The organism is Flavobacterium sp. AED (assembly GCF_000812945.1).
In the GTDB taxonomy this organism is placed as follows: Bacteria; Bacteroidota; Bacteroidia; order Flavobacteriales; family Flavobacteriaceae; genus Flavobacterium.
The window spans coordinates 43,880-65,407 of sequence record NZ_JSYM01000001.1 but is presented as its reverse complement, the minus strand read 5'-3'; the positions used below and the strand labels follow the sequence as shown (position 1 = coordinate 65,407).

General features: G+C 34.5%; 21 protein-coding genes. 14 read left to right on the top strand and 7 right to left on the bottom strand.

What is annotated here, in order from left to right:
* Positions 1 to 63: 63 nt before the first annotated feature.
* Positions 64 to 3,270, bottom strand: a complete 3,207-nt coding sequence (locus OA85_RS16920) for an arabinofuranosidase catalytic domain-containing protein (RefSeq protein ID WP_052257089.1) — start codon at positions 3,268 to 3,270, stop codon at positions 64 to 66.
* A 28-nt stretch (positions 3,271 to 3,298) separates the two neighbouring features.
* On the bottom strand, positions 3,299 to 3,829 hold the full coding sequence (locus tag OA85_RS00245) for a hypothetical protein (protein WP_039107270.1): 531 nt from the start codon (positions 3,827 to 3,829) through the stop codon (positions 3,299 to 3,301).
* 517 nt (positions 3,830 to 4,346) lie between these two features.
* Here OA85_RS00245 and OA85_RS17680 point away from each other — a divergent pair.
* The 9 genes from OA85_RS17680 (at position 4,347) to OA85_RS00200 (ending at position 11,575) form a co-directional block, all read left to right on the top strand.
* Positions 4,347 to 4,475, top strand: coding sequence for a hypothetical protein (locus OA85_RS17680; protein ID WP_255350534.1), 129 nt, complete (start codon positions 4,347 to 4,349; stop codon positions 4,473 to 4,475).
* Positions 4,476 to 4,546: 71 nt separating this feature from the next.
* Positions 4,547 to 4,684 (top strand): hypothetical protein, encoded by a 138-nt coding sequence (locus tag OA85_RS17270; protein WP_156129386.1) that lies wholly within the window; start codon positions 4,547 to 4,549, stop codon positions 4,682 to 4,684.
* A 164-nt stretch (positions 4,685 to 4,848) separates the two neighbouring features.
* Positions 4,849 to 5,259 (top strand): hypothetical protein, encoded by a 411-nt coding sequence (locus tag OA85_RS00230; protein ID WP_039107264.1) that lies wholly within the window; start codon positions 4,849 to 4,851, stop codon positions 5,257 to 5,259.
* Positions 5,260 to 5,721: 462 nt separating this feature from the next.
* Entirely contained in the window at positions 5,722 to 6,471 is a 750-nt protein-coding gene (locus OA85_RS00225; RefSeq protein ID WP_039107263.1) for an AraC family transcriptional regulator, read from the top strand.
* A gap of 24 nt (positions 6,472 to 6,495) precedes the next feature.
* A complete protein-coding gene (locus OA85_RS00220; RefSeq protein WP_039107262.1) occupies positions 6,496 to 7,656 on the top strand; it encodes an NAD(P)/FAD-dependent oxidoreductase in 1,161 nt (386 codons plus the stop codon).
* A 107-nt stretch (positions 7,657 to 7,763) separates the two neighbouring features.
* A complete protein-coding gene (locus OA85_RS00215; protein WP_039107261.1) occupies positions 7,764 to 8,285 on the top strand; it encodes a MepB family protein in 522 nt (173 codons plus the stop codon).
* A 426-nt stretch (positions 8,286 to 8,711) separates the two neighbouring features.
* Positions 8,712 to 10,166, top strand: a complete 1,455-nt coding sequence (locus tag OA85_RS00210) for a hypothetical protein (protein ID WP_039107260.1) — start codon at positions 8,712 to 8,714, stop codon at positions 10,164 to 10,166.
* Positions 10,108 to 10,773: a CPBP family intramembrane glutamic endopeptidase gene (locus tag OA85_RS00205; RefSeq protein WP_082014099.1), complete on the top strand. Its 666-nt coding sequence runs from the start codon at positions 10,108 to 10,110 to the stop codon at positions 10,771 to 10,773. Before OA85_RS00210 ends, OA85_RS00205 begins: the two co-directional genes overlap by 59 nt.
* A gap of 103 nt (positions 10,774 to 10,876) precedes the next feature.
* Positions 10,877 to 11,575 (top strand): DUF6629 family protein, encoded by a 699-nt coding sequence (locus OA85_RS00200; RefSeq protein ID WP_039107257.1) that lies wholly within the window; start codon positions 10,877 to 10,879, stop codon positions 11,573 to 11,575.
* Between the two features lie 18 nt (positions 11,576 to 11,593).
* Here OA85_RS00200 and OA85_RS00195 read toward each other — a convergent pair whose 3' ends face one another.
* The 3 genes from OA85_RS00195 to OA85_RS00185 form a co-directional block, all read right to left on the bottom strand.
* Complete coding sequence (locus OA85_RS00195) at positions 11,594 to 12,196, bottom strand: GNAT family N-acetyltransferase (RefSeq protein ID WP_039107254.1); 603 nt, start codon at positions 12,194 to 12,196, stop codon at positions 11,594 to 11,596.
* Positions 12,197 to 12,499: 303 nt separating this feature from the next.
* Entirely contained in the window at positions 12,500 to 12,856 is a 357-nt protein-coding gene (locus OA85_RS00190) for a hypothetical protein (protein WP_039109231.1), read from the bottom strand.
* Between the two features lie 186 nt (positions 12,857 to 13,042).
* Positions 13,043 to 14,221, bottom strand: coding sequence for an AIR synthase related protein (locus OA85_RS00185; protein ID WP_039107252.1), 1,179 nt, complete (start codon positions 14,219 to 14,221; stop codon positions 13,043 to 13,045).
* A 399-nt stretch (positions 14,222 to 14,620) separates the two neighbouring features.
* On the opposite strand from OA85_RS00185, the gene OA85_RS00180 reads away from it, so the two are divergent.
* The gene (locus tag OA85_RS00180) at positions 14,621 to 14,902 is read left to right on the top strand and encodes a DUF4242 domain-containing protein (protein WP_039107250.1); all 282 of its coding nucleotides are present in this window, start codon (positions 14,621 to 14,623) and stop codon (positions 14,900 to 14,902) included.
* A gap of 143 nt (positions 14,903 to 15,045) precedes the next feature.
* Positions 15,046 to 15,414, top strand: coding sequence for a VOC family protein (locus OA85_RS00175; RefSeq protein ID WP_039107248.1), 369 nt, complete (start codon positions 15,046 to 15,048; stop codon positions 15,412 to 15,414).
* 133 nt (positions 15,415 to 15,547) lie between these two features.
* On the opposite strand, the gene OA85_RS00170 is transcribed toward OA85_RS00175, so the two are convergent.
* A complete protein-coding gene (locus OA85_RS00170) occupies positions 15,548 to 17,737 on the bottom strand; it encodes a glutamine synthetase III (RefSeq protein ID WP_039107246.1) in 2,190 nt (729 codons plus the stop codon).
* Between the two features lie 375 nt (positions 17,738 to 18,112).
* Here OA85_RS00170 and OA85_RS00165 point away from each other — a divergent pair, with 375 nt between their 5' ends.
* Together OA85_RS00165 and OA85_RS00160 are read left to right on the top strand one after the other, a co-directional pair.
* On the top strand, positions 18,113 to 19,126 hold the full coding sequence (locus tag OA85_RS00165; RefSeq protein ID WP_039107244.1) for a glutamine synthetase beta-grasp domain-containing protein: 1,014 nt from the start codon (positions 18,113 to 18,115) through the stop codon (positions 19,124 to 19,126).
* Positions 19,127 to 19,282: 156 nt separating this feature from the next.
* Complete coding sequence (locus OA85_RS00160) at positions 19,283 to 20,242, top strand: TerC family protein (protein ID WP_039107242.1); 960 nt, start codon at positions 19,283 to 19,285, stop codon at positions 20,240 to 20,242.
* A 79-nt stretch (positions 20,243 to 20,321) separates the two neighbouring features.
* On the opposite strand, the gene OA85_RS00155 is transcribed toward OA85_RS00160, so the two are convergent.
* A complete protein-coding gene (locus tag OA85_RS00155; protein ID WP_039107239.1) occupies positions 20,322 to 20,822 on the bottom strand; it encodes a hypothetical protein in 501 nt (166 codons plus the stop codon).
* Between the two features lie 86 nt (positions 20,823 to 20,908).
* Between OA85_RS00155 and OA85_RS00150 the strand changes: the two genes are divergently transcribed.
* The gene (locus OA85_RS00150) at positions 20,909 to 21,481 is read left to right on the top strand and encodes a DUF1543 domain-containing protein (protein ID WP_039107237.1); all 573 of its coding nucleotides are present in this window, start codon (positions 20,909 to 20,911) and stop codon (positions 21,479 to 21,481) included.
* Positions 21,482 to 21,528 lie beyond the last annotated feature (47 nt).

Below are 21,528 nucleotides of genomic sequence, written 5' to 3'. Positions count from 1 at the left end.
TCAAACAGCTAAAATTAACTATGTCTGTCCTAGCTATTATTATGTTCTTTTAGTTTTAGTTTTTTATCGAATGTAAACCTCTACTCTAGCTGCTCTGTCAACTCCAGTGTTAATTTGACAACAGTTTATTTTGTCCCCAGCAGAATAACCTCCGTAACTTGAATCCATTCCTATTCCACCAGAAATATCATTAGATCCTTGATCCGTTTCGTTATTCCATGCAAATCCCCAACGAACTCTAGAACCCGAATTAAACATATAATTAATACCATAAAAAGTGTACCCTTCTTGATTTGAAAATACGGATTCTCCATAGCCCGAAAAGGTCATTGAACCATCAGTAGCGCTATAATATTCAGTTTGTGATCCTGAAAATTTGCTAATGAGGGTAGTTTTTAAGCCCTGATCATGAAAATCATTTTGTAACCAAGTCCAGTTTGACAGACCATCAATACTGCCGCTTTCTGTATTGTTATTTGAAATATCAGGCCAAATAGCCATCAAATCTTTGGCTTCATAGTTATTCATTGTTTCGTATTTAGCATCTCCATCATTTCTAGAATTGTCTGTTGAATTTAATGTATTTGCCGCTGTCCAATAAGTCGCATCATAATTAAATGTAATTCCATTTGTTGCTTTCATCGCAAGCATCCAACCACCTCCATTATAAGCACTATCCATAATACAATAAATTTGGGTTGGGCCAACATTTGGCAAATTAATCCAATAAACGCCATCGACTGAATTAGGAAAATCGGCTTTTATTTGCACTGCACTAATACCGGATGACGCAGCCGATAATCCGTTGTTTGATTTAGCAGAAATAGATTCTCCATAAGTAGTCAACGCAGTACTAGAAGCTATTGCTCCATTTCTATTTACATAATTAAAATCTCGAGTGCTAACTTTTCCGTTTTTTGTTAAAACAGTAACATCATTAATTGTCAATGTTGCTGTAAAAACGCTTCCAAAATAAACCCCATCCGTTTCCTGAGATACAGTAATTGTCGTTATTCCTGGTCCAACAATCGTAACCAGTGTGCCATTAATTGTAGCTACATCATTGTTACTACTAGTATAAGTAAGTGTCCCTGAACTTAAAGTAGATGGTGGCGTAATTATAAAATTACCATCAAAATAAGTTCTTATTATATCTCCAAAATTGATCAAGTTTGGATTTTGAAATACGGTTATAGTCACATTACTTGTCGCAGAACACGAACCATTTGCAGAATATCCTGTTAGAGAATAAGAAGTAGTTTCTGTAGGACTAACAATTATAGATGCCGTATTCCCTAAGGGAGCGTCACCATATATTCCATAATAAGAAGCTGTACTGTGTTCGATAGCTTCTCTATCTGTTGAAGATAATACAGTGTTGAAAGCATATATTTCAGTAACATCTGATTCTGATGATTCATTATAATTTATCGTAATTCCATTTGGACCAGAAACTCCACCTGAAGGAAAAATTGTTTTTGAAACCCCATTTTCATATATCTCAGAGTTGATTCCGTCGCCAGTTCCTGAATATACATAGGCATTACTATCAGCAACTTCATCAAAATCATTGGTAATCCAACTATCATAATGTGCCTTTGATTTAAAACCTCCCCACCAGCCTAACAACCAATTGTTATACATAGAAGTCATCACACGATTACGACTAGGCCCTGTTTGTTTTGCTCCATAAATCACCGTAAAAGGAGGAGGAAAATCTACAGAATTCCCAAGATTTTGATTGGTATTAAATCTTAAAATAGGTTTGTCATTCAATCCATTAGGGACAAAAAGAGGCTGCGTAGATGAATCTGATGGAGTCATATTGTTTCCATTTCCGGATTGATCATAAAGTATAACACAATAACCATTGGCACTGCCTAACCAAATAGCAATTGCAGCAATATCTAATTCATTGTTTATAAATCCAAAATCAGCTTCAGTATCATCACTATCTCTTCTTAAACGGATTGCAGAACCAGTATACGAAGAACTTAACCGACGTAAACCCACAGCAAGTTTAGAATTGGGCACATGATCTAAAGGTACAGCATTAATAAAACCCCAAAAATAGGAGTTGGCTCCTGAAGCCGTTAAAGTAACTGATTCCCCAGAATTTATTATTGCACTCGTTGGAGAAATACTCACTGTTGGTAAAGCGTCCACTGTAATTGCCCCAGAGATGCTACTTGTAACTTCTGGTCCATCAGAACCGGAAACAACAACATAATAATAAGTAGTTCCTGCAACTGAAGTTGGCGGAATAAAAATATTACTATTAGCATCACTAATTAAAGTTCCTCCGCTTGTACTGGAACTGGAATTACTGTACCATTGATATAAAAGATTGGTTCCCGAAGCCTGGACAGTCAGTGAGGTTGCTGTTGTTCCTAAACATTCAAAATGATCTGAAGACGAAGGATTAGTCCATATTGCTGTAGGACATGAGTTCATAGCAATTCTATAATAAGACCCTTGATTACATTCTATTGATAGACGAATATTAGACGGATTTAAAGAAGAAAATGCTATAGCTTCACTTTCTAAAATTGACCCACCATCATTACCACCATCATAATTACCTATAAATATTTGATACAAGTTATCGGTTTGAGGACTAATGGATAAAACCATCGCTTCATCAACGGGAGCCAGCGATTCAGAAGTTGTTTTTGAAATTCCATCTTTCCATATTTCAAGTGGATAAACATTGAAATGAAATGTTGTTCCTCCATTTTCTAATATCCCTCCTATTCTAGGGCTTCCCTCTAAAATGCAATGGTGACCCGGCCAAATTGCAGATTCAGAACGAATCACCGAAGTAATACTGGCTAAACTTAGTGATCCAGAATAAACCAACCCTTTATTTCCTAAAAAATCGATTGCTACTCTTGTACCTATATATTTAAAAGCTCCTGCAAATACTATTTGTGGTTGAAAGTCATAATCTGTTTTAATCAGATCTCTTCCGTTACCACTTTGGTCATACCAAATACTTACGTAACCATTATCACTGCTAACGAATGCCAGCAAAGCACTTGTGTCTAAATCTCCATTATTATCAAAACCAATATCCTGAGTGGCGTTATCACTACTGCGACGCACTTGTATAGCATTGCCAACATACGAGGTACTTACTTTTCGTAAACTATAGGCAACTGCTGCTGGTGTAGTGTTGTCTAAGCCTAAAACATCTAAAGTGTTTTGAGCATACCCTTGAAAAGCGGCAAAAATCAAAATAAAGAAAACTATTTTTTTATATAAATTCATAGTATTTGGCTGTATTGGAAGCTATGTATTAATAAAAATAATCAAACTGAATTCTATCATTTATCGATAATATGTATGAACCATTATTATCAGGCACATACGTTAATGTAGTTCCACTTATGCTATAAGCAGAATTACTGATTCGAATCCCATTTACATACATTTTTACTTTACTGTTAGCTGATGGAGCTTGGTTTAAAGTAAATTCTGTTTGCGAAATCGTAGCACTAAATTCATCTGCCATTTCTCTGACTTCAGCAGTGCCTGTTGAAATAGTTCCATCAGCCATTAAGAATTGAGAAGAGGTACCACTTGGAATTTTATATCCAGCAGCAGTTAAGCTACCACTTGTTTTAACATCTGTGATAGCAGTATGAGAACCACTTCCGTCGGAACCCAACTGTATTGTATTAGATGCCGTGACAATGGCATTTACGCCAATGGCAACAGAATTTGTAATGCCATCAATAGCGACATCAGCACCATTCCCAATAGCTGTATTTTGAGAACCTGAAGTGTTAGTTTGTAATGTACCATTTCCTATTGAAACATTATCCATACCTGAACTATTATTAGATAATGCAATATATCCAAGCGCAGTATTTCCGCTTCCGTTAATATTTCCTGCTAAAGCTCCTCTTCCAATTGCGGTATTTGCATACCCTTCATTATTTTCTAAAGCTCCGAGTCCAATTGCGGTATTTGAGTTTTCATTAAATTTTCCTCTTCCTACAGTAACTCCGTTAATATTTGCATCAGAGCTAAAAAATTTAGTTCCAGCAATGGTTTGATCAGTTGTTAAATCAACAAAATTTGCAGATAAGGCAACTACTGCTGCAGTTACAAATTCAGTTGTAGCTATTTGTGCTGTATTAGTTCCTGCTACAGCGGTCGGTGCTAATGGTGTTCCGGTTAAAGTTGGCGATTCAAGATCCGCTTTTAGATTTAGTGCGGTTTGAGTTGCGCTTTCATTTGCGTCAACATCAGATTGAACAGCATCGATATTCGCTTGTAAGGTGGTATCTGCTGAATCACTCGCTGCTTTATTGACAACAACATCCGATTGAACTCCTGCAATGGCAATATCAGTTGCGGCTTTGTTTGCATCAACATTAGATTGTACCGTATTGATATTCGTTTCTAAAGCAGTATCCGCTAAATCGCTTGCCGTTTTATTGGCAACAACATCCGATTGGACTCTTTAAATGTAAAATTAAATAATGTTAAACAAGTTTCTAAATATAATTTACGTGATATTGCATATTCATCAATAAAAATGGATGAAGTAAAATTTTTAAAACCACGAGTAGCGAGTGAAATGATGAATCCGAAAACCTCATTTGATAAATTTGAAGTTATGGAAGTTGAATTAGAAGAAACTATAAACATAGTTTATGAAATAGCTAATAAATAAAAAAAGCGTCGCATAACAGCTACTACAACGGATTTGGGCAATTGGCTTAATGGAAAGCTGGTTTTGTATTTGGGATGATTTGGCAAATACGAAAATAGGGCTTAATTTAGTACCAAACCCGCTGTAGTACCAGAACGTTATGCCTAATGCCAGAAGAAAAATAAATGAAGACACAATTTCCACATACAGACGAAATAAAAGCTATTCTAAAAAACAATTCTGACCTTGTTAAACAAAATGGGCTAAATTATTTAATTCCAAAGTGGAAACGATTTACAGACAATTATGCGGACAATGAAGACTTGATTTATGAATGGCTAAACGAAATGGACGCAAGAAAAATAATTGACGAAATACTTGTTATACTCCCAAATACAGAAAGTGCTAAAATAACAGAAGTGCTAAAAGTAATTGACGCTAAATTCATTGAAAAGACTTTTGAAATTAATGAATGTGTATGGAATGACAAAGTTGAAAAAGAGAACCAATACGACAGACAAAAAAATTGGTATTATTATAGAGTGAATCAAAATTTATTTGAAAACGAAGATGGACAATTTACCAAACGACAATAAAAGCACTAGGCATAACAGCTACTACAACGGATTTGGGCAATTGGCTTAATGGAAAGTTGGTTTTGTATTTGGGATGATTTGGCAAAGCCCGACCGCGCTGATATACCCCAATCGTTAGCACGGTTTTGCAAACTGTGCCCACAACAGTGAGCAAATAATGATTGGTTTTTCAGCCTATAATCTTTGCCGGATTTTCAATTTGATTAACCTAAATTTACTGAAAGTATTGGCTCAATATTTTGAGGTTCCAACAACTCTTTTTAATGCTTTTTATGCCTTATATTCTATTAAGGAATGAGAAAGTGACTTTTCCACAAAGAATTTTAATTATAGTTTAAATCCCATATATTTACTCACTGATTAACCCAATAGAGTTCATTTGAAGGTTTTTATCCCGAAGCTTCGGGAAAACTGACGTTGGGCATCATTTTAAACAGACCCTCTAATAATAGATAACTATTGATGGACATTCTCTTGAATTACAAACTCATAAAACCAGAAAAGTCGCTTGCTGACTTTGTTTATTGTTTTTCATCTCTGCAGAATCTGTCAAACATCGACGAAGCTGTAATTATTCCTAACGGAAAAATTGATTTGCTCTTTTCTAAAACAACCGACAATAAACTTCGTATTTTGCTGATGGGCTTGGAAAACAAACCTAAACTAGCAAAGTCTGATGTTTCAAATTTCTTTGCTATAAGTTTTAATCCGATTGCAGTAGAATATATTTTCCAACAATCAATTGCAGACCTATTAAATAGCGGAAAAGCAATGACGGATAATTTTTGGGATTTCAGTATTGATGATTTGAACGATTTTGATGCGTTTTGCAAAAAGGCTTCGCAAAAAATTCATTCACTCTTACCAATAGAAATTGATGAACGAAAACGAAAATTATTTGAATTAATTCATACTGCAAATGGAGAGATTTCCATAAAAGAACTTTCAGAAAAAGTCATTTGGAGTGACCGACAAATCAACCGTTATTTCAATCAGCAATTCGGACTTTCGTTAAAAACATATTGCAATATTCTTCGTTTCCAAGTTTCGCTTTCGCACATCAAAGAAGGCAGGCTCTTTCCACAACTTAACTTTACCGACCAATCCCATTTCATCAAAGAGATTAAGAAACTTTCAGGTGTTTCCCCCAAAGAATTATTCAAAAATAAAAATGACCGATTTTTACAATTCTTAGTGTACAATAAGCAATAGTTTTGGAGCATAAAATTAAAAATCATGTTGTTACAAAATAAAAAAATCGCCATTATTGGCGGAGGTCCTGGCGGCCTGACTCTAGCAAGACTTTTACAACTTAAAGGAGCAAACGTAAAAGTGTTTGAAAGAGATCTTAATAAAAATGCCCGTGTGCAAGGTTCACCGCTTGATTTACATGAAGATTCAGGTTTAGCGGCTTTACGCAAAGCAAATTTATTAGATGCGTTTAAAAATAATTTTCTTCAAGGTGCAGATAAAATGGTTATCGTAAATGAACGTTCAGAAATATTTTTCAGTGACCATGAAACCAAAATCCATGGAAATTTTGGTGATCAACATTTTCGTCCTGAAATAGATCGTGGAGCATTAAGGAAAATCCTATTGGAATCATTACAACCCGAAACAATTATGTGGGACAGTCATTTTATTTCAATGGAAAAACAAAACGAAGGTTGGCTGTTGCATTTCAAAAATAAAAAAAATGCTTACGCAGACATTGTTATTGCGGCTGACGGTGCAAACTCAAAAATACGTCCCTACATAACAGATATCAAACCTTTTTACTCAGGCATAACTATGCTTGAAGGCACTATTTATGATGCAGAAAAATCAGCACCCCTAATTGCTACCTTGCTTCGTGGAGGAAAAGTAATGGCTTTTGGAAATAAAAAAGATATTTTATTAGGTCAAAAAGCGAATGGCGAAATTGGTTTTTATATAAGTTTTAAAGCAGATGAAAATTGGGAAGCAAATAGTGGTTTAGACTTTTTTAATAAAACACAATTGTTGAAGTGGTTTAAAAAAGACTATTCTGAGTGGAGCAGTATTTGGTATGAGTTGATTGAAAAAGCAGCAACACCTTTTATCCCACGTCCAATATATTGTATGCCATTAGACCAAACTTGGGAAACACTACCTAACGTGACAATGCTTGGTGATGCAGCTCATGTGATGCCCCCTTTTGCAGGCGAAGGAGTAAATATGGCGATGCTTGATGCGTTAGAATTGAGCGATTGTTTAACATCTGACAAGTACAACACTTTGCAAGAAGCTATTTCTTTCTATGAAAAAAAAATGCAAAAAAGAGCCGCCCTTATTGCTGAGGAATCACTTGACAATGGGGAACGCATGCATTCAGAAAGTGCATTAAATACAATGTTGGAATTCTTTAGCGGACACTGAAAATGAACACTCAACATTTTACTGGAACAATTAACAAAAAGAACACAAAAAGCTATGAGTAATTCATGGCTTTTTGTTATTTTTAAAAAACTAAATTAAAAAAATTAATGCCTACAACTGCAATACCTAACACTCTTCTAGAAAGCAAAACCCTTGTTTTTGATCCCTGTGACTTTGAACTTACAAACCCGATACCGGAAAAAGAAAGCAAGGAGTATGGTGCGTACCAATTTGAACTGAATGCATCAAAAATACTATTTCGCGTGGCTAAAACCACACCTACAAAAGTGGGTCAATTCGTCACGGTATGGAAAAGAATAGCAAAAGGACCTATTCAACCTTTTGACCTTTCAGATGACATCGATTTATTTATTATCAATACTCGAAGCGGAGATCATTTTGGTCAATTTGTATTTCCTAAATCCGTGCTTATTCAACACGGAATCCTTACCACAGATTTGAAAGAAGGAAAACGCGCTATTCGGGTATATCCTCCTTGGGACACCACAACGAATAAGCAGGCTCAAAAAACTCAAAAATGGCAATTGGATTATTTCTTGGAAATCCCTTTAGACAAAAACATAGATTTAAACCGGGCCAAATCGCTTTATTCTCTGGAAATTAAATAACAGCAAAAGGAACCTTATTTAAATAATTTCAAACAAGGTTTATTTTTTACATAAACGTACTACAATAATTTATTTATTTTTATAATATACTGATTTTCAGTTGTTAAAATCAAAAATTATTTTTAATTTAGCTTTAGTTAAGGATTTCACAATTTTATGAATCCTATCCTATCCCCAAAATCTTATTATTATTTAAAAGCTAGATCATTTTAAAAATTCGACTAACTTATTAAGTTAAAATCAATTATTTAAAAAATGATGGGTAGTAACGACTCATTGTTTTTTAGCACTCATTTTTAGCAGTACCAGTTTCAGTAGCCCCGTTTTATTTTAATTCGTTTTGCAGTAATTATCTAAAGGAAATAAGTGCGTGCCATCTATTTTCTAAGTTGCTAACCAAACTATAAATACATAAACCACTACGTTATGGACACCTTTAAAGATCGTGTAAGTAATGAACCTAAACCGTTTAATTGGTTATCCATTTTACTCGTTGTAGTACTGTTGGTAGTATTATTTTGGGCTGTTTCTGAATTTAAAGGAGGACATCGTTTTGCTGTTGTAAAATTTCATGGCAAAGGGGACGCCATCAACCTGTCAAAAAATTATGGTTTAGTTCAATTTCCTTCCAATGAAAAAAATTATGGGGCTGTACTTGCCGAAAAAGGAGATGTATTAGGGTTTAATGACCTTACCATTTCTTTTAATGACGTGACGAATGATTCTTTTGAGATTAATGATTCCGGTGATTCCCTTGTTTTTGTAAATGGAAAAGTAAATACCATCATAGTAACTGAAAAAGCAAATCTTATCCCTTGGTTTCAAAAAATGAAAGCAAGAACAATTGATAACTTAGAAACCATCTATTTTAAATCAAAAACTCCCCCAAGTTACATTCCTTATTTAAAAAAAATAGCCCATTTAAAACCCAATACCGCTTTGTCATTTGAAGAAAATGATTCTCCAATTATAATTGAGAATTATATCAAAGTGGCTGATTTTTTCAAACCTCATTTTATAAGAGCATCTTTAAAACAAAATCAATTATCCTTATTGGCACATTGGAAATCCATCGAATGCCTGCATCTGAATATATCGGATTCTATAGTTACGGCTACATTGCCCGCTATACCTACCTTAAAACAATGCATTATCAATGGTGGTGACATTAAATCCATGAATAATGCCTTTTTTAAGAACAATCCACAACTGGAAAAGGTAAGTTTATTTGCCTGTATGGCTGATTATTCCGCTTTGCGACCACTCAAAAATCTGGAGCAGCTGGTCATTACTAATTTTGGCTGTAAAGGAGATTTGGCAACATTAAAAAACAAGTTTTCTAAACTTTCTGTATTGATTGTCTCTGGCATTTTTACCAATATTGATGTCCTTAGCTCCTACAAAGACATCCGATGGCTGGGATTTCCTGAGAATAGTACACAAAGACAATTCGACATTATAAACGCACAATTATCGAGTTTACAAGTTCTGGAAATAAACGGAAATGATACTGTAAAAAATTTATCTGCATTGCAAAAATTACCCAATCTCAGAGGACTCGTAATAACAGATACCCTAACGGATAAACAATCGCTCTATGCATTAAAGCAATTAAGATACTTATCCATCCCTGAGAAAAATAAGGCCGACAGCACCTATGTACAAACGCTGAAAAAGAGTTTACCAGGTTGCATCATTGTTCCTAATACAGGAGCCTGTATGGGTTCTGGCTGGCTGCTTTTATTAGTGCCTACTGTATTTTTATTCAGTTTAGTTTTTCCAAGAAAATTATTGAAGAAATCTTTTAAAAGAAACAAAAAAAATGGAGCATTCAGAACAAACAAAAGCGATACCCAGACGAACCAAAAAAGCAGTGCTTGATGCAGTAGTTTGCAGTGCTGAAATAATGGTGTTTGCCTATTTAATTACCTACCCTTTTCCAATGAAAGCCGTAGCTTTTATTCCTTTGGTAATGGTAGCTTTTATTATTAGCAGGGATATCAGTTCTCCAGCCGTTGCATTCCGATTTTTATTTAGGAATCTTTTTTCTCTAAAAATGCTGGTACAAATTGTTATTGGACTTGAATTAGGTATCATAGCCGCAATTTATTACAGAGGCAATCTGGGAATGTCAATTCTACCTGCGGTAATCCGACCATTTGTAGTAGTGGCAGCAAGCGTTGCTATCATTGAAGAATTGGTTTTTCGTGGTTTCATACAAGGTCAAATCAGTAAGCTCAATACCGATTTTGCAATGGTATTTGCTGCCTTTGCACATGCATCTTACAAAGCTTGTTTATTTCTTTCGCCGGCAGCGATACCACAACAACATCTTGTATCCTTTTTTATCTGGTCCTTTGGTGCTTATGTCGTACTTGGTTTTTTAAAGAATTATTCAAAAAGTATTGTGCCAGTCATTATAGCGCATGTCATTTTTGATTTAATCGTTTATGCCGAAGTCCTGCAAGCTCCTTGGTGGGTGTGGTAATTAATGAAGTAAACTTAAATTAACAACACGAATTAAGGGTTGAAAGTCTATTTTTTATGTCTAATGGCATCTCCAAAGTCTTAATTCATATAAACTAAATTCTATGTGTTTTTCAGCTAGTGCCAGTTTTGGGGCGGGTATTGTTCTTGCAGCGATAAGTGTTGCGACAATAAAAAAAGTGCAAAAACCTTCCCAAATATATTTTGCCGGTATTCCGATTATTTTTTGTGTGCAACAAATTGCAGAGGGCTTTTTATGGCTCGCATTAACCAAACCGTTTTTTGCTCCATTACAACAAGTCACCACCTACACCTTTTTGTTTTTTGCACAAGTGGTCTGGCCCTTATGGATTCCTTTTGCATCATTGAAGCTTAAGAAAGAAGAGGAAAATGTTCTTTTTCAATGGATTCTGGTTGTAATTGGCCTCTCAGTAGCTTTGTATCTTGGGTATTGTTTAATCACGTATTCTGTTGAAGCTAAAATTATTGGGCGTCATATCTCTTATATCCAAAGGTATCCAATCATTTTTGGCAGTTATGGAGACCTTCTTTATATCATTGCCACTATTGCTCCTCCTTTATTTTCAGATATCAAAAAAATGTGGCTCTTAAGTATCACCATCATGATTTCTTACCTCATTACAACCATTTTATATCTTGACTATATCGTTTCGGTTTGGTGTTTCTTTTCTTCTATTATTAGCATCTCCGTACTAATCGTTATGGACGAAATTAAAAACCCCAGTAAAAAGCAATCTAAATATTACTATAAGATTGAACACACCAAAAAAACAAGTGTTTAAATTCCTGACCTTTAGTTTTTACTCTATTTTTTTCTTTAAGTTTTCTTTCACGCTAGCGAACCACTCATTGCTGAGAATACTCAAAATAATACTGTCTCTACGAATAGCACTCCCTAAAGTGGGCATATGATTTCGCATAACGCCTTCTACTGTACAACCAATGCTTTTCATGGCAGCAATACTTCGCTGGTTGTTATTGTCTGCGCGAAATTCTACGCGTTCCATTCCAAGGGTTTCGAAAGCAAATTGCAACAGCAAAAATTTACAGCGTTTGTTGAGTCCGGTTCCACGAAAATCTTTTCCGTACCAAGTATAGCCCAACTGCAAGGTTTTGAACTCCAAATTGATATCGTAAAAACGGGTGCTTCCAGCGTATTTTCCTGACTTTTTATCGAAAACTATAAAGGGGAATTCGGTTTTATTTTCTTTGGCTTTTAAGGCTAGTTTGATGTAGTTTTCCAGATTTTCTTTACCGTTTGCACGTACTAAAGAATATTCCCAGGTTTCAGGTTCGTTTAGGGATATTTCCAATAAATTTTCGACATCCGTTTCCAGTAAAGGACGTAGTAAAATTGATTCGTCTTCGAGGATTGTATTTTGAGGGAATTGGGAAATAGACATGATTCTTTTTTGGGCTAATTTATAAAAAAAAGACAATACCAATTATGAGTATAGATAAATCTAAAACATTTAGTACAATTTTTTAAACATATAAAAGATATAAGTTCATTTAAGTTGGCCTCTTTCGAATTCAATAAATAATCGTGGATGTCTTAGCCCAGATGAAAGTGAAAAGCCCACAGTATAAAACACCAATTTTTCTTGTTATAAAAGAGCGACCAACGGAAGCTCCTTTTATGACTTAGAAAAATAGTGTTTTATGCGCGGACTTGAAACGGTTAGCTGGATTAGCTTCTAAAAATGCTACTCACTCATTTCATCGTAACGCTCTGGAACTTGAGGATCGTACAGTGGACAATTGAACTCCGCCAATGCGTCTACCAATTGATTCATGATTTTCCCTTCGGTGCCGTAGCAATCAATTTGAATGCTTTGAGGAGTGGTTTTTATTTGAAAAGCGCCTTTCCCTTTATTATTTTTCCAACTGTTGTCATCTACTTTTTCCCATTGAGAGAACAGCTTATTGATCCTATTGAGGATGACAGTTACAGGTAGTTCTTCAAGACCCGTTACTTCTTGTTGTTCGACCAAAGCTTCGTAAACCAAATGATGGTTTAAATAAATTCCGTCCTGATATTGCCAAAAAAGTAGTTCGTACATAATTTTATTTTTTTGCCACAGATTACACAGATTAACACAGATTTTTTTAATAATCCGAAAGTTTCCTGATTGGTTAGCCCCGATAGCAGTGGAAATCCTTTCTAGTCCTGAACTTGTTTCAGGATCCTGAAACAAGTTCAGGACTAGAAAGATTGTAACGGATAGCGGGATTAGCTCCTAGAAAAATTAATATTCGAAAGTTCCGTATTCGCTGGTAATAGTCAGTTTTTTAGCATCGGCTGCTTCCACTCTACCTACAATTTGTGCATCGACATTAAACGATTTTGAAATCGCGATAATGTCTTGGGCAATGGCTTCCGGAACATATACTTCCATGCGGTGTCCACAATTGAATACTTGATACATTTCTTTCCAATCGGTTTTGGATTGTTCTTGTATCAACTGAAATAATGGGGGAACCGGAAATAAATTGTCTTTTATAATGTGTAGATTTTGTACAAAATGTAAAATTTTGGTTTGCGCTCCTCCACTGCAATGCACCATTCCGTGAATTTCATCAGCAGTATATTGGTCTAAAATTTTCTTGATAATAGGCGCATAGGTTCTGGTTGGCGAAAGCACTAATTGACCTGCATCGATTGGCGAATTCTCAACTGAATCAGTAAGATTTACTTGTCCGGAATAAATTAGTTCTTCAGGAACTGCAGCATCGAAACTCTCCGGATATTTGGTTGCCAAATATTTCCCGAAAACATCATGACGCGCCGATGTTAATCCATTGCTTCCCATTCCGCCATTATAGCTTTTTTCGTAAGTAGCCTGACCAAAAGAAGCCATACCTACAATTACGTCACCTGCTTTAATATTAGCATTGTCAATTACTTTAGAACGTTTCATACGAGCCGTTACGGTAGAATCTACAATAATAGTTCGAACGATATCACCTACGTCTGCCGTTTCACCTCCTGTGGAATGAATGGTTACGCCAAAAGAATCCAGTTCTTTGATTAACTCTTCGGTTCCATTGATAATTGCAGAAATTACTTCGGCAGGAATAAGATTTTTATTTCTTCCAATGGTGGAAGAAAGTAAAATATTATCCGTTGCTCCTACACACAATAAATCATCGATATTCATAATCAATGCATCTTGGGCAATACCTTTCCAAACAGAAATATCTCCTGTTTCTTTCCAATACATATACGCCAGAGAAGATTTAGTTCCCGCTCCGTCCGCATGCATAATCAGGCAATAGTCTTCGTCTTGGGTTAAATAATCTGGGACAATTTTACAAAATGCTTGAGGAAATAATCCTTTATCGATGTTTTTTATGGCGTTATGCACATCTTCTTTGGATGCCGAAACACCGCGAAGCGCATATCTTTTTGAAGTATCTGAACTCATGTAGTCTAGTTGTGTAACCTGCTTTTAGGCAGATGTGTTTTGCGGCAAAGATAATTATTTTTTTTGGGTTTTGCCTATCGGGTTTTCAAGTGTTTCGTTAAATCTATAATCTATAAACCGAATGTGAATTTATTTCATTAAATTTGTCATACTATTTTGTTTACTAGGACTTTACAAATCAAATGCAAAAAATAATCTATAAACAAATACAGTTTATTATAATGAACATCGTACTAGATTTGTATTGATTTTAATTAAAATTACAGCAAAAACCCTTTAAAAGTTTAAGAAATTCAAAACCTAGAAATAAACCAAAAAAAAGTGGAAACCAGCGACCACATAAAAAAACGGGGCCGTACCGAAAAGCCATAAGAGTAGGGAACTAAAAACCACAACATCATGCCTAAATATGTAATTGAAAGAGAAATTCCCGGTGCGGGTAAACTTACTGAAGATCAGTTAAGAACCATTTCACAAACTTCTTGTGGAGTACTGGGCAAAATGGGACCCCAAATTCAATGGGTCAACAGCCAAGTAACTGCTGACAAAATCTATTGTACGTATATCGCTCCTAACGAGGATATGATTCGGGAACATGCGAAGTCAGGCGGATTTCCAGCAAATTCGATAAGTCAAGTATTTGCTACCATTGACCCAACAACTGCAGAACAAACGGTTTAGTCTGGAACGACCTTAAACTGCAACAATGGAAATAAAAAACAACAAGCAAAAAAACTAAACTTAAAATCTGTATTTAGAATTTAACCACAAAACAAAATCTTAAAAAGAGTAATTCAATACTTTAAACAAAAAAACTAAATAAGATGAAAAATGCAATTAACTGGTTTGAAATTCCAGTAAAAAATTTGAACAGAGCACAAGCCTTTTACGAAACAGTTTTAGGCACAAAAATGCAGCCAATGGAAGCCATGGGCATGAAATCAGCTTTCTTCCCGGCAGACTTGGAACATGGAATTGGAGGTAGTTTAGTGGAAAATGCAGCGTATCAACCAGCTGACAAAGGCACTTTAGTTTACCTCAACGGTGGTGAAGATTTGAGTATTCCTCTTGCAAAGATTGAAGCGGCAGGCGGAAAAATCATTTTACCTAAAACATCAATAGGACCCAATGGTTTTATGGCACACTTTACGGACACTGAAGGAAACAAAGTAGCATTTCACTCCATGAAATAACGGAAAAATCAAACAGCAATTAGACGCTTAAATGACTATTTGCTTTATAAATCCAAGCTAAAAATCTTTATAATTAAACCATAAAAAATGCCTGTCATAACTGACAGGCATTTTTATGAAATAGTGTTTGTTATTATTTTGTAAACAACAATTCTCTATATTTAGTCAATGTCCAAAGTTCATTGTCTACCAACAACTCCAGTTTATCACAATGTTCACGGATCACTTCAAAATAAGGCTTTACATTATTACAATAGGCTTCAGCCATTTCTTGAGCATCAGTCATTACGTTAGCTTTCTTTCTTTCGTTAGTCATTTCAGCTACTTTTGAATTGATTCCTTCAATATGTTTTGAAATATCTTTGATCAATACAATTTGCTCTTTGGCGATTGTTTCAAACTCAGTTCCAAAAATATCTTTCAAACCTTTAACATTTTCAATCAAAGTATTTTGATAACGAATTGCAGTAGGAATAACGTGATTTGTGGAAATATCACCTAAAACTCTGCCTTCAATTTGAATTTTCTTAGTGTACTCCTCCAATTCAATTTCGTAACGCGCTTCCACTTCAATATGGTTCATAATCCCCATTTCAGAAAACAAATCCAAAGCTTGTTTAGAAGCTCTCGCTTTCAATGCTTCAGGAGTAGTTTTAAAGTTGCTTAAACCTCTTTTCCCTGCTTCTATTTCCCATTCATCACTATAACCATCTCCTTCGAAAAGAATTTTTTTGGAAACTTTAATATACTCTCTCAAAACATTGAAGATGGCATCGTCTTTCTTCATGTCTTTAGATTCAATCAAAGCATCTACTTCTATTTTGAAATCTTTCAATTGTTTTGCAACAATAGTATTCAAAGTGGTCATTGCATTAGCACAGTTTGCAGAGGATCCTACTGCTCTGAACTCAAATTTATTTCCTGTAAAAGCAAATGGTGAGGTTCTGTTTCTATCCGTATTATCCAAAAGCACATCTGGAATTTTACCAACAACATTTAATTTTAAATCTGTTTTCTCTTCTGGAGACAATTTCCCGGTAGTCACCCCTTCTAATTCAGCTAAAACTTTAGTCAATTGCTCTCCAATAAATACAGAGATAATCGCTGGCGGCGCTTCATTGGCACCTAATCTATGGTCATTACTTGCCGTTGCAATTGCACCTCTTAATAATGATTCATAGTCATTTACCGCTTTAATAGTATTGATAAAGAAAGTCAAAAACTGTAAATTGCTCATTGGCGTTTTACTCGGGCTTAACAAGTTGACTCCGGTATCAGTTGCCAGTGACCAGTTGTTGTGTTTTCCGGAACCATTAACTCCTTTGAACGGTTTTTCATGGAATAACACTTTCAAATCATGACGTTCAGCCACTTTTTGCATTACATCCATTAATAAACAGTTGTGGTCAACAGCTAAGTTAGTCTCTTCAAAAATAGGGGCCAACTCAAATTGATTTGGAGCCACTTCATTATGACGTGTTTTAACCGGAATTCCTAACAACATACATTCTTGTTCTAAATCTCTCATGTACGTTAATGCACGAGTTGGAATAGAACCAAAATAATGGTCATCAAGCTGTTGTCCTTTTGCAGAGGTATGTCCTAGCAAAGTTCTTCCTGTCATCACTAAATCAGGACGAGAATTTGCTAAAGATTTATCAATTAAGAAATATTCTTGCTCCCAACCTAAGGTCGCAGTAACTTTCTTTACATTCTTGTCAAAATACTTACATACTTCCGTAGCAGCTTCATCCATAGCTGATAAAGCTCTCAATAATGGAATTTTATTATCTAATGCTTCTCCTGTATAGGAAATAAAAACAGTAGGAATACATAATGTAGTTCCAAAAATAAATGCTGGAGAAGTTGGGTCCCAAGCTGTATATCCCCTTGCTTCAAATGTGTTCCTGATTCCTCCATTTGGAAAGCTGGATGCATCTGGTTCTTGTTGTACTAATTGTGCTCCACCAAATTTTTCAACTGGATCGCTACCGTCATAAGATGTTTCAAAAAAAGCATCATGTTTTTCAGCAGTGGTTCCTGTAAGTGGCTGAAACCAGTGTGTATAATGGGTTACTCCTTTTGACAAGGCCCACTCTTTCATTCCCATTGCGATATAATCCGCTAGTTTTCTGTCTATTTTAGTTCCGTGTTGAATAGCTCCTTGAACTGCTTTGAAAGCATCTGAAGTCAAATATTGCTTCATCGCTTTATCATTAAACACATTAGAACCATAAATAATTGATTTTCTGTCTATTTCTTCAAAATGAACAGGTTTTCTATTGGAAGCTTCCCTTAATGCTTGAAAACGAATTGATGACATAATTATAAATTTAAAATATTAATCGTAATTTAAAACACATACAAATATAATTCATTCCAGTAATATTTAATCCTCTCATTAACATATCTTAACTTTCTTTTTAAGATAGAAATTAAAATTAAAAAAAGTAGCTCTTTTTACATCTGAAGTAATAAAAATCTTAACTATTTAATAATGACTAAAAAATCTGCATTATGAATTTAATTTTTATACCCAACTAAAATTACATTTTTTTAATTATACCCCTCAAAAAATGCAGTAATGCTAAAAATTATACCTCGTTAAATAAAAATTACCCCCTGATTTTACGAGATTGACAAATTAATTTATATTTGCACAAGAAAATTATCAAAAAGAAAATAAATTTATATTATTATGGCTAAAATAAAATTAGAATACCTTTGGTTAGACGGATACGAACCAACACAAAATCTTAGAAGTAAAACTAAAGTAGAAGAACACGAAAATTTTCAAGGAACGTTAGCTGAAATAGGAAACTGGTCTTTTGATGGTTCTTCAACAAGACAAGCCGAAGGTGGTTCATCTGACTGTTTATTAGTTCCTGTTGCGATCTACCCAGATCCAACTCGTATTAATGGATACTTGGTAATGACCGAAGTGATGTTTGCTGATGGAAAACCACATCCATCTAATGGTAGATCTACTATTGATGATGATGGTGATTTCTGGTTCGGTTTCGAACAAGAATATTTTATCATGGATACTAAAACTTTATTGCCTTTAGGATTTCCAATAGGTGGTTACCCTGCCCCACAAGGTATGTACTACTGTTCAGTAGGTGGAAAAAACACACACGGAAGAGGTTTAGTAGAAGAGCATGCAGATTTATGTATCGCAGCCGGACTTAACTTTGAAGGTATCAATCAAGAAGTTGCTTGTGGCCAATGGGAATTTCAATTATTCGCAAAAGGAGCTAAAAAAGCAGGTGATGAAATCTGGGTTGCTAGATATTTATTAGATCGTTTGACTGAAAAATACGGTTACTATATTGAATACCACCCAAAACCATTAGGTGATACTGACTGGAATGGTTCAGGTATGCACGCTAACTTCTCTAACGAAGTTCTTAGAACATGTGGAGATAAAGCAATTTATGACAAAATATGTGAAGCTTTCCGTCCAGTTGTTGAAGAACACATTGCGGTTTACGGAGCTTACAACGAACAACGTTTAACTGGTAAACATGAAACAGCTTCTATCCACGATTTCTCTTACGGAGTATCTGATAGAGGAGCTTCAATCAGAATTCCTTTATATACTGTTCAACATGGTTGGAAAGGATATTTAGAAGACAGAAGACCAGCATCTAATGGTGATCCATACAAAATTGCTGCAAGAATTATAAAAACTGTAAAATCAGTATTGTAAACCTTAGCTAATTTATACTTAAAAGTGCCTTCAGTAATGAAGGCACTTTTTTTTATGCCTTACAGTAATCACAAAGCAACTTTATTTAACAATAAGTTTAAAATTTAAATAATCAAAAAGTATCTTTACTCATCCTAATAATTAACAACTGGATTTATGATTGTCTGGATTTCATTTTTAGCTGCCGTATTACTATTTCTTGCACTCGATTTAGGTGTTTTCAACAAAACGCCACATATTGTCAGTTCGAAGGAAGCTGGCAAATGGACTGCTATATGGGTAGCATTATCTTTTTTATTTTCTGGAGTAATCTATTGGCTATACGGTAATAATTACATTTCAAATCCGGATGGATTGAAACCAATAGCTGCATCGATGAAATTCATAACAGGATATTTGATCGAATTATCCCTTAGTATTGACAATATATTTGTTATTGCCATAATTTTTTCTGCATTCAAAATACCCCAAAAATACCAACATCGGGTTTTGTTTTGGGGAATATTGGGAGCAATCATTTTTAGAGGGACAATGATTTATTTTGGTGTTTTACTGATTAATAAATTCTCGTGGACAACCTATCTTTTTGGAGCATTTTTGGTTTATACCGCAATGCGGATGTTATTCACCGGTGAAGATGAAAAATTTGAACCAAAAAAATCTTTTATTTACAAGAGCCTTAAGAAACTGATGCCTATCTCCAATCACATGGACAAAGAACATTTTTTTGTAAAAAGAAGGCATATTACTGCTGCAACTCCGTTATTTGTGGCCTTGGTAGTTATTGAAGTCATGGATGTTGTATTTGCACTTGATAGTGTTCCTGCAATTTTAGCTATTACAAATGATCCTTTTTTAGTTTTCAGTTCTAATATTTTTGCGATATTAGGATTACGTTCCATGTATTTCTTTTTGGCCAATATGTTAGAAAAATTTGCCCATTTAGAATACAGTCTTATTGCTATTTTAACTTTTGTGGGACTCAAAATGTTACTTCACGATTTTATCGAAATGCCTGAATGGGTATCGTTAGCTTTTATAGCTGTTTCGCTATTGGTCGGAATCATTGTATCTATAAAAATGGGTAAAGAAGAAGTTGCTGAAGAAAATAGCTAATCTACATTATATCATAAAAATAAAACCATAAAAAAAGGGAGTCTTTCGATTCCCTTTTTTTATGTGTATACTTCTAAAATTACATTTGAATTTTTTGAATTTGACTTTCATTTAATTTTAAAGTCGCCATAACCGCTTCAAAACTATTTTTATTTATCGAAGTTGCATAACCTCCAGGGACAATAACAACTCTTAAGACTTGATTCAATCTAAAATCCGTAGAAACCGATTGCAAATCATTTCCAATCATAAATACATTTACATCTCTTGTAGTATAATCTTGATCATAACCAAAATCAAGTGTTCCATCACTAAAATAATGTGTTTCAGGCAATAATTTCCATATATCACCACCCTGTGAAGTTGTACCGGATAATCGGTATACTAATACTACATCCGAAGAATAAATGGGATAACTAAAAGTGATTAATTTACTGTAGTTATTATTAGAAGTAAAAGAAGCATTAACTTCAAATACTTGGCTAGTAGGATTATCAACAATAGGTCCGTTATCCGTTACGGTACAACTTTGCAAACTAAATAATCCTGCAATGGCTAAAAGGGTAAGTATTTTTTTCATGATTTAAATATTTTAATGGTTCATTTTTTTTATACATTCATGAATTGTGCCAAAGTATCTTTTTATAAAAAAATGTATATTTGAATATGAAAGAAGAACTTAAATTATACATGGTAATGCTGGGCTGCAAGCCGGAAGGAAGGCTTACGGAGCAGCATGATATTTTTTTTGGAATTGGAAATTCTTTAAAAAATTTAATTCCACAGATGAAAGTTTTTTGGCCCGAAGCCAAAGGAAAAATACATATTGATGCCTGGAGAGAAGTTGCTGTAGTCGATAATTATTCGATTGAAATTAGTATCAAAGATGCAGCTCCAACTACTGCTCCTGAAAAATTATTTTTTATTAATTTGGGTGGTTATAAAGAAAATGAATTTGAAGAATACCATTATAAAATACTTTCTGTTGCCAAAAGTTTAGGGTTGGCTTCCAAAAATGCCAAGAAAACCACTTTCTATAAACATTGTGGTTTCAAGGGAGCTACTTCCCATATTGATGATAAATATGGTATCGATGTGGATGATATTTACAATATATCGGATATATTGAACAAACAATTTAAAGAACGGTACTCCTTAAAGATTACAAAATCCGTAACTGATTTAAAAGAAGATGAATTGCATATTGAGTATTTAAAATTAGATAAAATTACTGTTTAACATTTGCCTATTAAAATAAGTAAACAAAAAAAGCATCCGCTTAAACG

Excerpts from the sequence above, each read along its gene's own strand:
- OA85_RS00180 (WP_039107250.1), top strand. The coding sequence starts at position 14,621 with ATGCCTAAATATGTAATTGAAAGAGAAATTCCCGGTGCGGGTAAACTT.
- OA85_RS00175 (WP_039107248.1), top strand. The coding sequence starts at position 15,046 with ATGAAAAATGCAATTAACTGGTTTGAAATTCCAGTAAAAAATTTGAAC.
- OA85_RS00220 (WP_039107262.1), top strand. The coding sequence starts at position 6,496 with ATGTTGTTACAAAATAAAAAAATCGCCATTATTGGCGGAGGTCCTGGC.
- OA85_RS16920 (WP_052257089.1), bottom strand. The coding sequence starts at position 3,270 with ATGAATTTATATAAAAAAATAGTTTTCTTTATTTTGATTTTTGCCGCT.
- OA85_RS00205 (WP_082014099.1), top strand. The coding sequence starts at position 10,108 with ATGGAGCATTCAGAACAAACAAAAGCGATACCCAGACGAACCAAAAAA.
- OA85_RS00190 (WP_039109231.1), bottom strand. The coding sequence starts at position 12,856 with ATGTACGAACTACTTTTTTGGCAATATCAGGACGGAATTTATTTAAAC.
- OA85_RS00210 (WP_039107260.1), top strand. The coding sequence starts at position 8,712 with ATGGACACCTTTAAAGATCGTGTAAGTAATGAACCTAAACCGTTTAAT.
- OA85_RS17680 (WP_255350534.1), top strand. The coding sequence starts at position 4,347 with ATGGCAATATCAGTTGCGGCTTTGTTTGCATCAACATTAGATTGTACC.
- OA85_RS00195 (WP_039107254.1), bottom strand. The coding sequence starts at position 12,196 with ATGTCTATTTCCCAATTCCCTCAAAATACAATCCTCGAAGACGAATCA.
- OA85_RS00150 (WP_039107237.1), top strand. The coding sequence starts at position 20,909 with ATGAAAGAAGAACTTAAATTATACATGGTAATGCTGGGCTGCAAGCCG.
- OA85_RS00225 (WP_039107263.1), top strand. The coding sequence starts at position 5,722 with ATGGACATTCTCTTGAATTACAAACTCATAAAACCAGAAAAGTCGCTT.
- OA85_RS00200 (WP_039107257.1), top strand. The coding sequence starts at position 10,877 with ATGTGTTTTTCAGCTAGTGCCAGTTTTGGGGCGGGTATTGTTCTTGCA.
- OA85_RS00170 (WP_039107246.1), bottom strand. The coding sequence starts at position 17,737 with ATGTCATCAATTCGTTTTCAAGCATTAAGGGAAGCTTCCAATAGAAAA.
- OA85_RS17270 (WP_156129386.1), top strand. The coding sequence starts at position 4,547 with ATGGATGAAGTAAAATTTTTAAAACCACGAGTAGCGAGTGAAATGATG.
- OA85_RS00155 (WP_039107239.1), bottom strand. The coding sequence starts at position 20,822 with ATGAAAAAAATACTTACCCTTTTAGCCATTGCAGGATTATTTAGTTTG.
- OA85_RS00230 (WP_039107264.1), top strand. The coding sequence starts at position 4,849 with ATGAAGACACAATTTCCACATACAGACGAAATAAAAGCTATTCTAAAA.
- OA85_RS00185 (WP_039107252.1), bottom strand. The coding sequence starts at position 14,221 with ATGAGTTCAGATACTTCAAAAAGATATGCGCTTCGCGGTGTTTCGGCA.
- OA85_RS00215 (WP_039107261.1), top strand. The coding sequence starts at position 7,764 with ATGCCTACAACTGCAATACCTAACACTCTTCTAGAAAGCAAAACCCTT.
- OA85_RS00160 (WP_039107242.1), top strand. The coding sequence starts at position 19,283 with ATGATTGTCTGGATTTCATTTTTAGCTGCCGTATTACTATTTCTTGCA.
- OA85_RS00165 (WP_039107244.1), top strand. The coding sequence starts at position 18,113 with ATGGCTAAAATAAAATTAGAATACCTTTGGTTAGACGGATACGAACCA.
- OA85_RS00245 (WP_039107270.1), bottom strand. The coding sequence starts at position 3,829 with ATGGATAATGTTTCAATAGGAAATGGTACATTACAAACTAACACTTCA.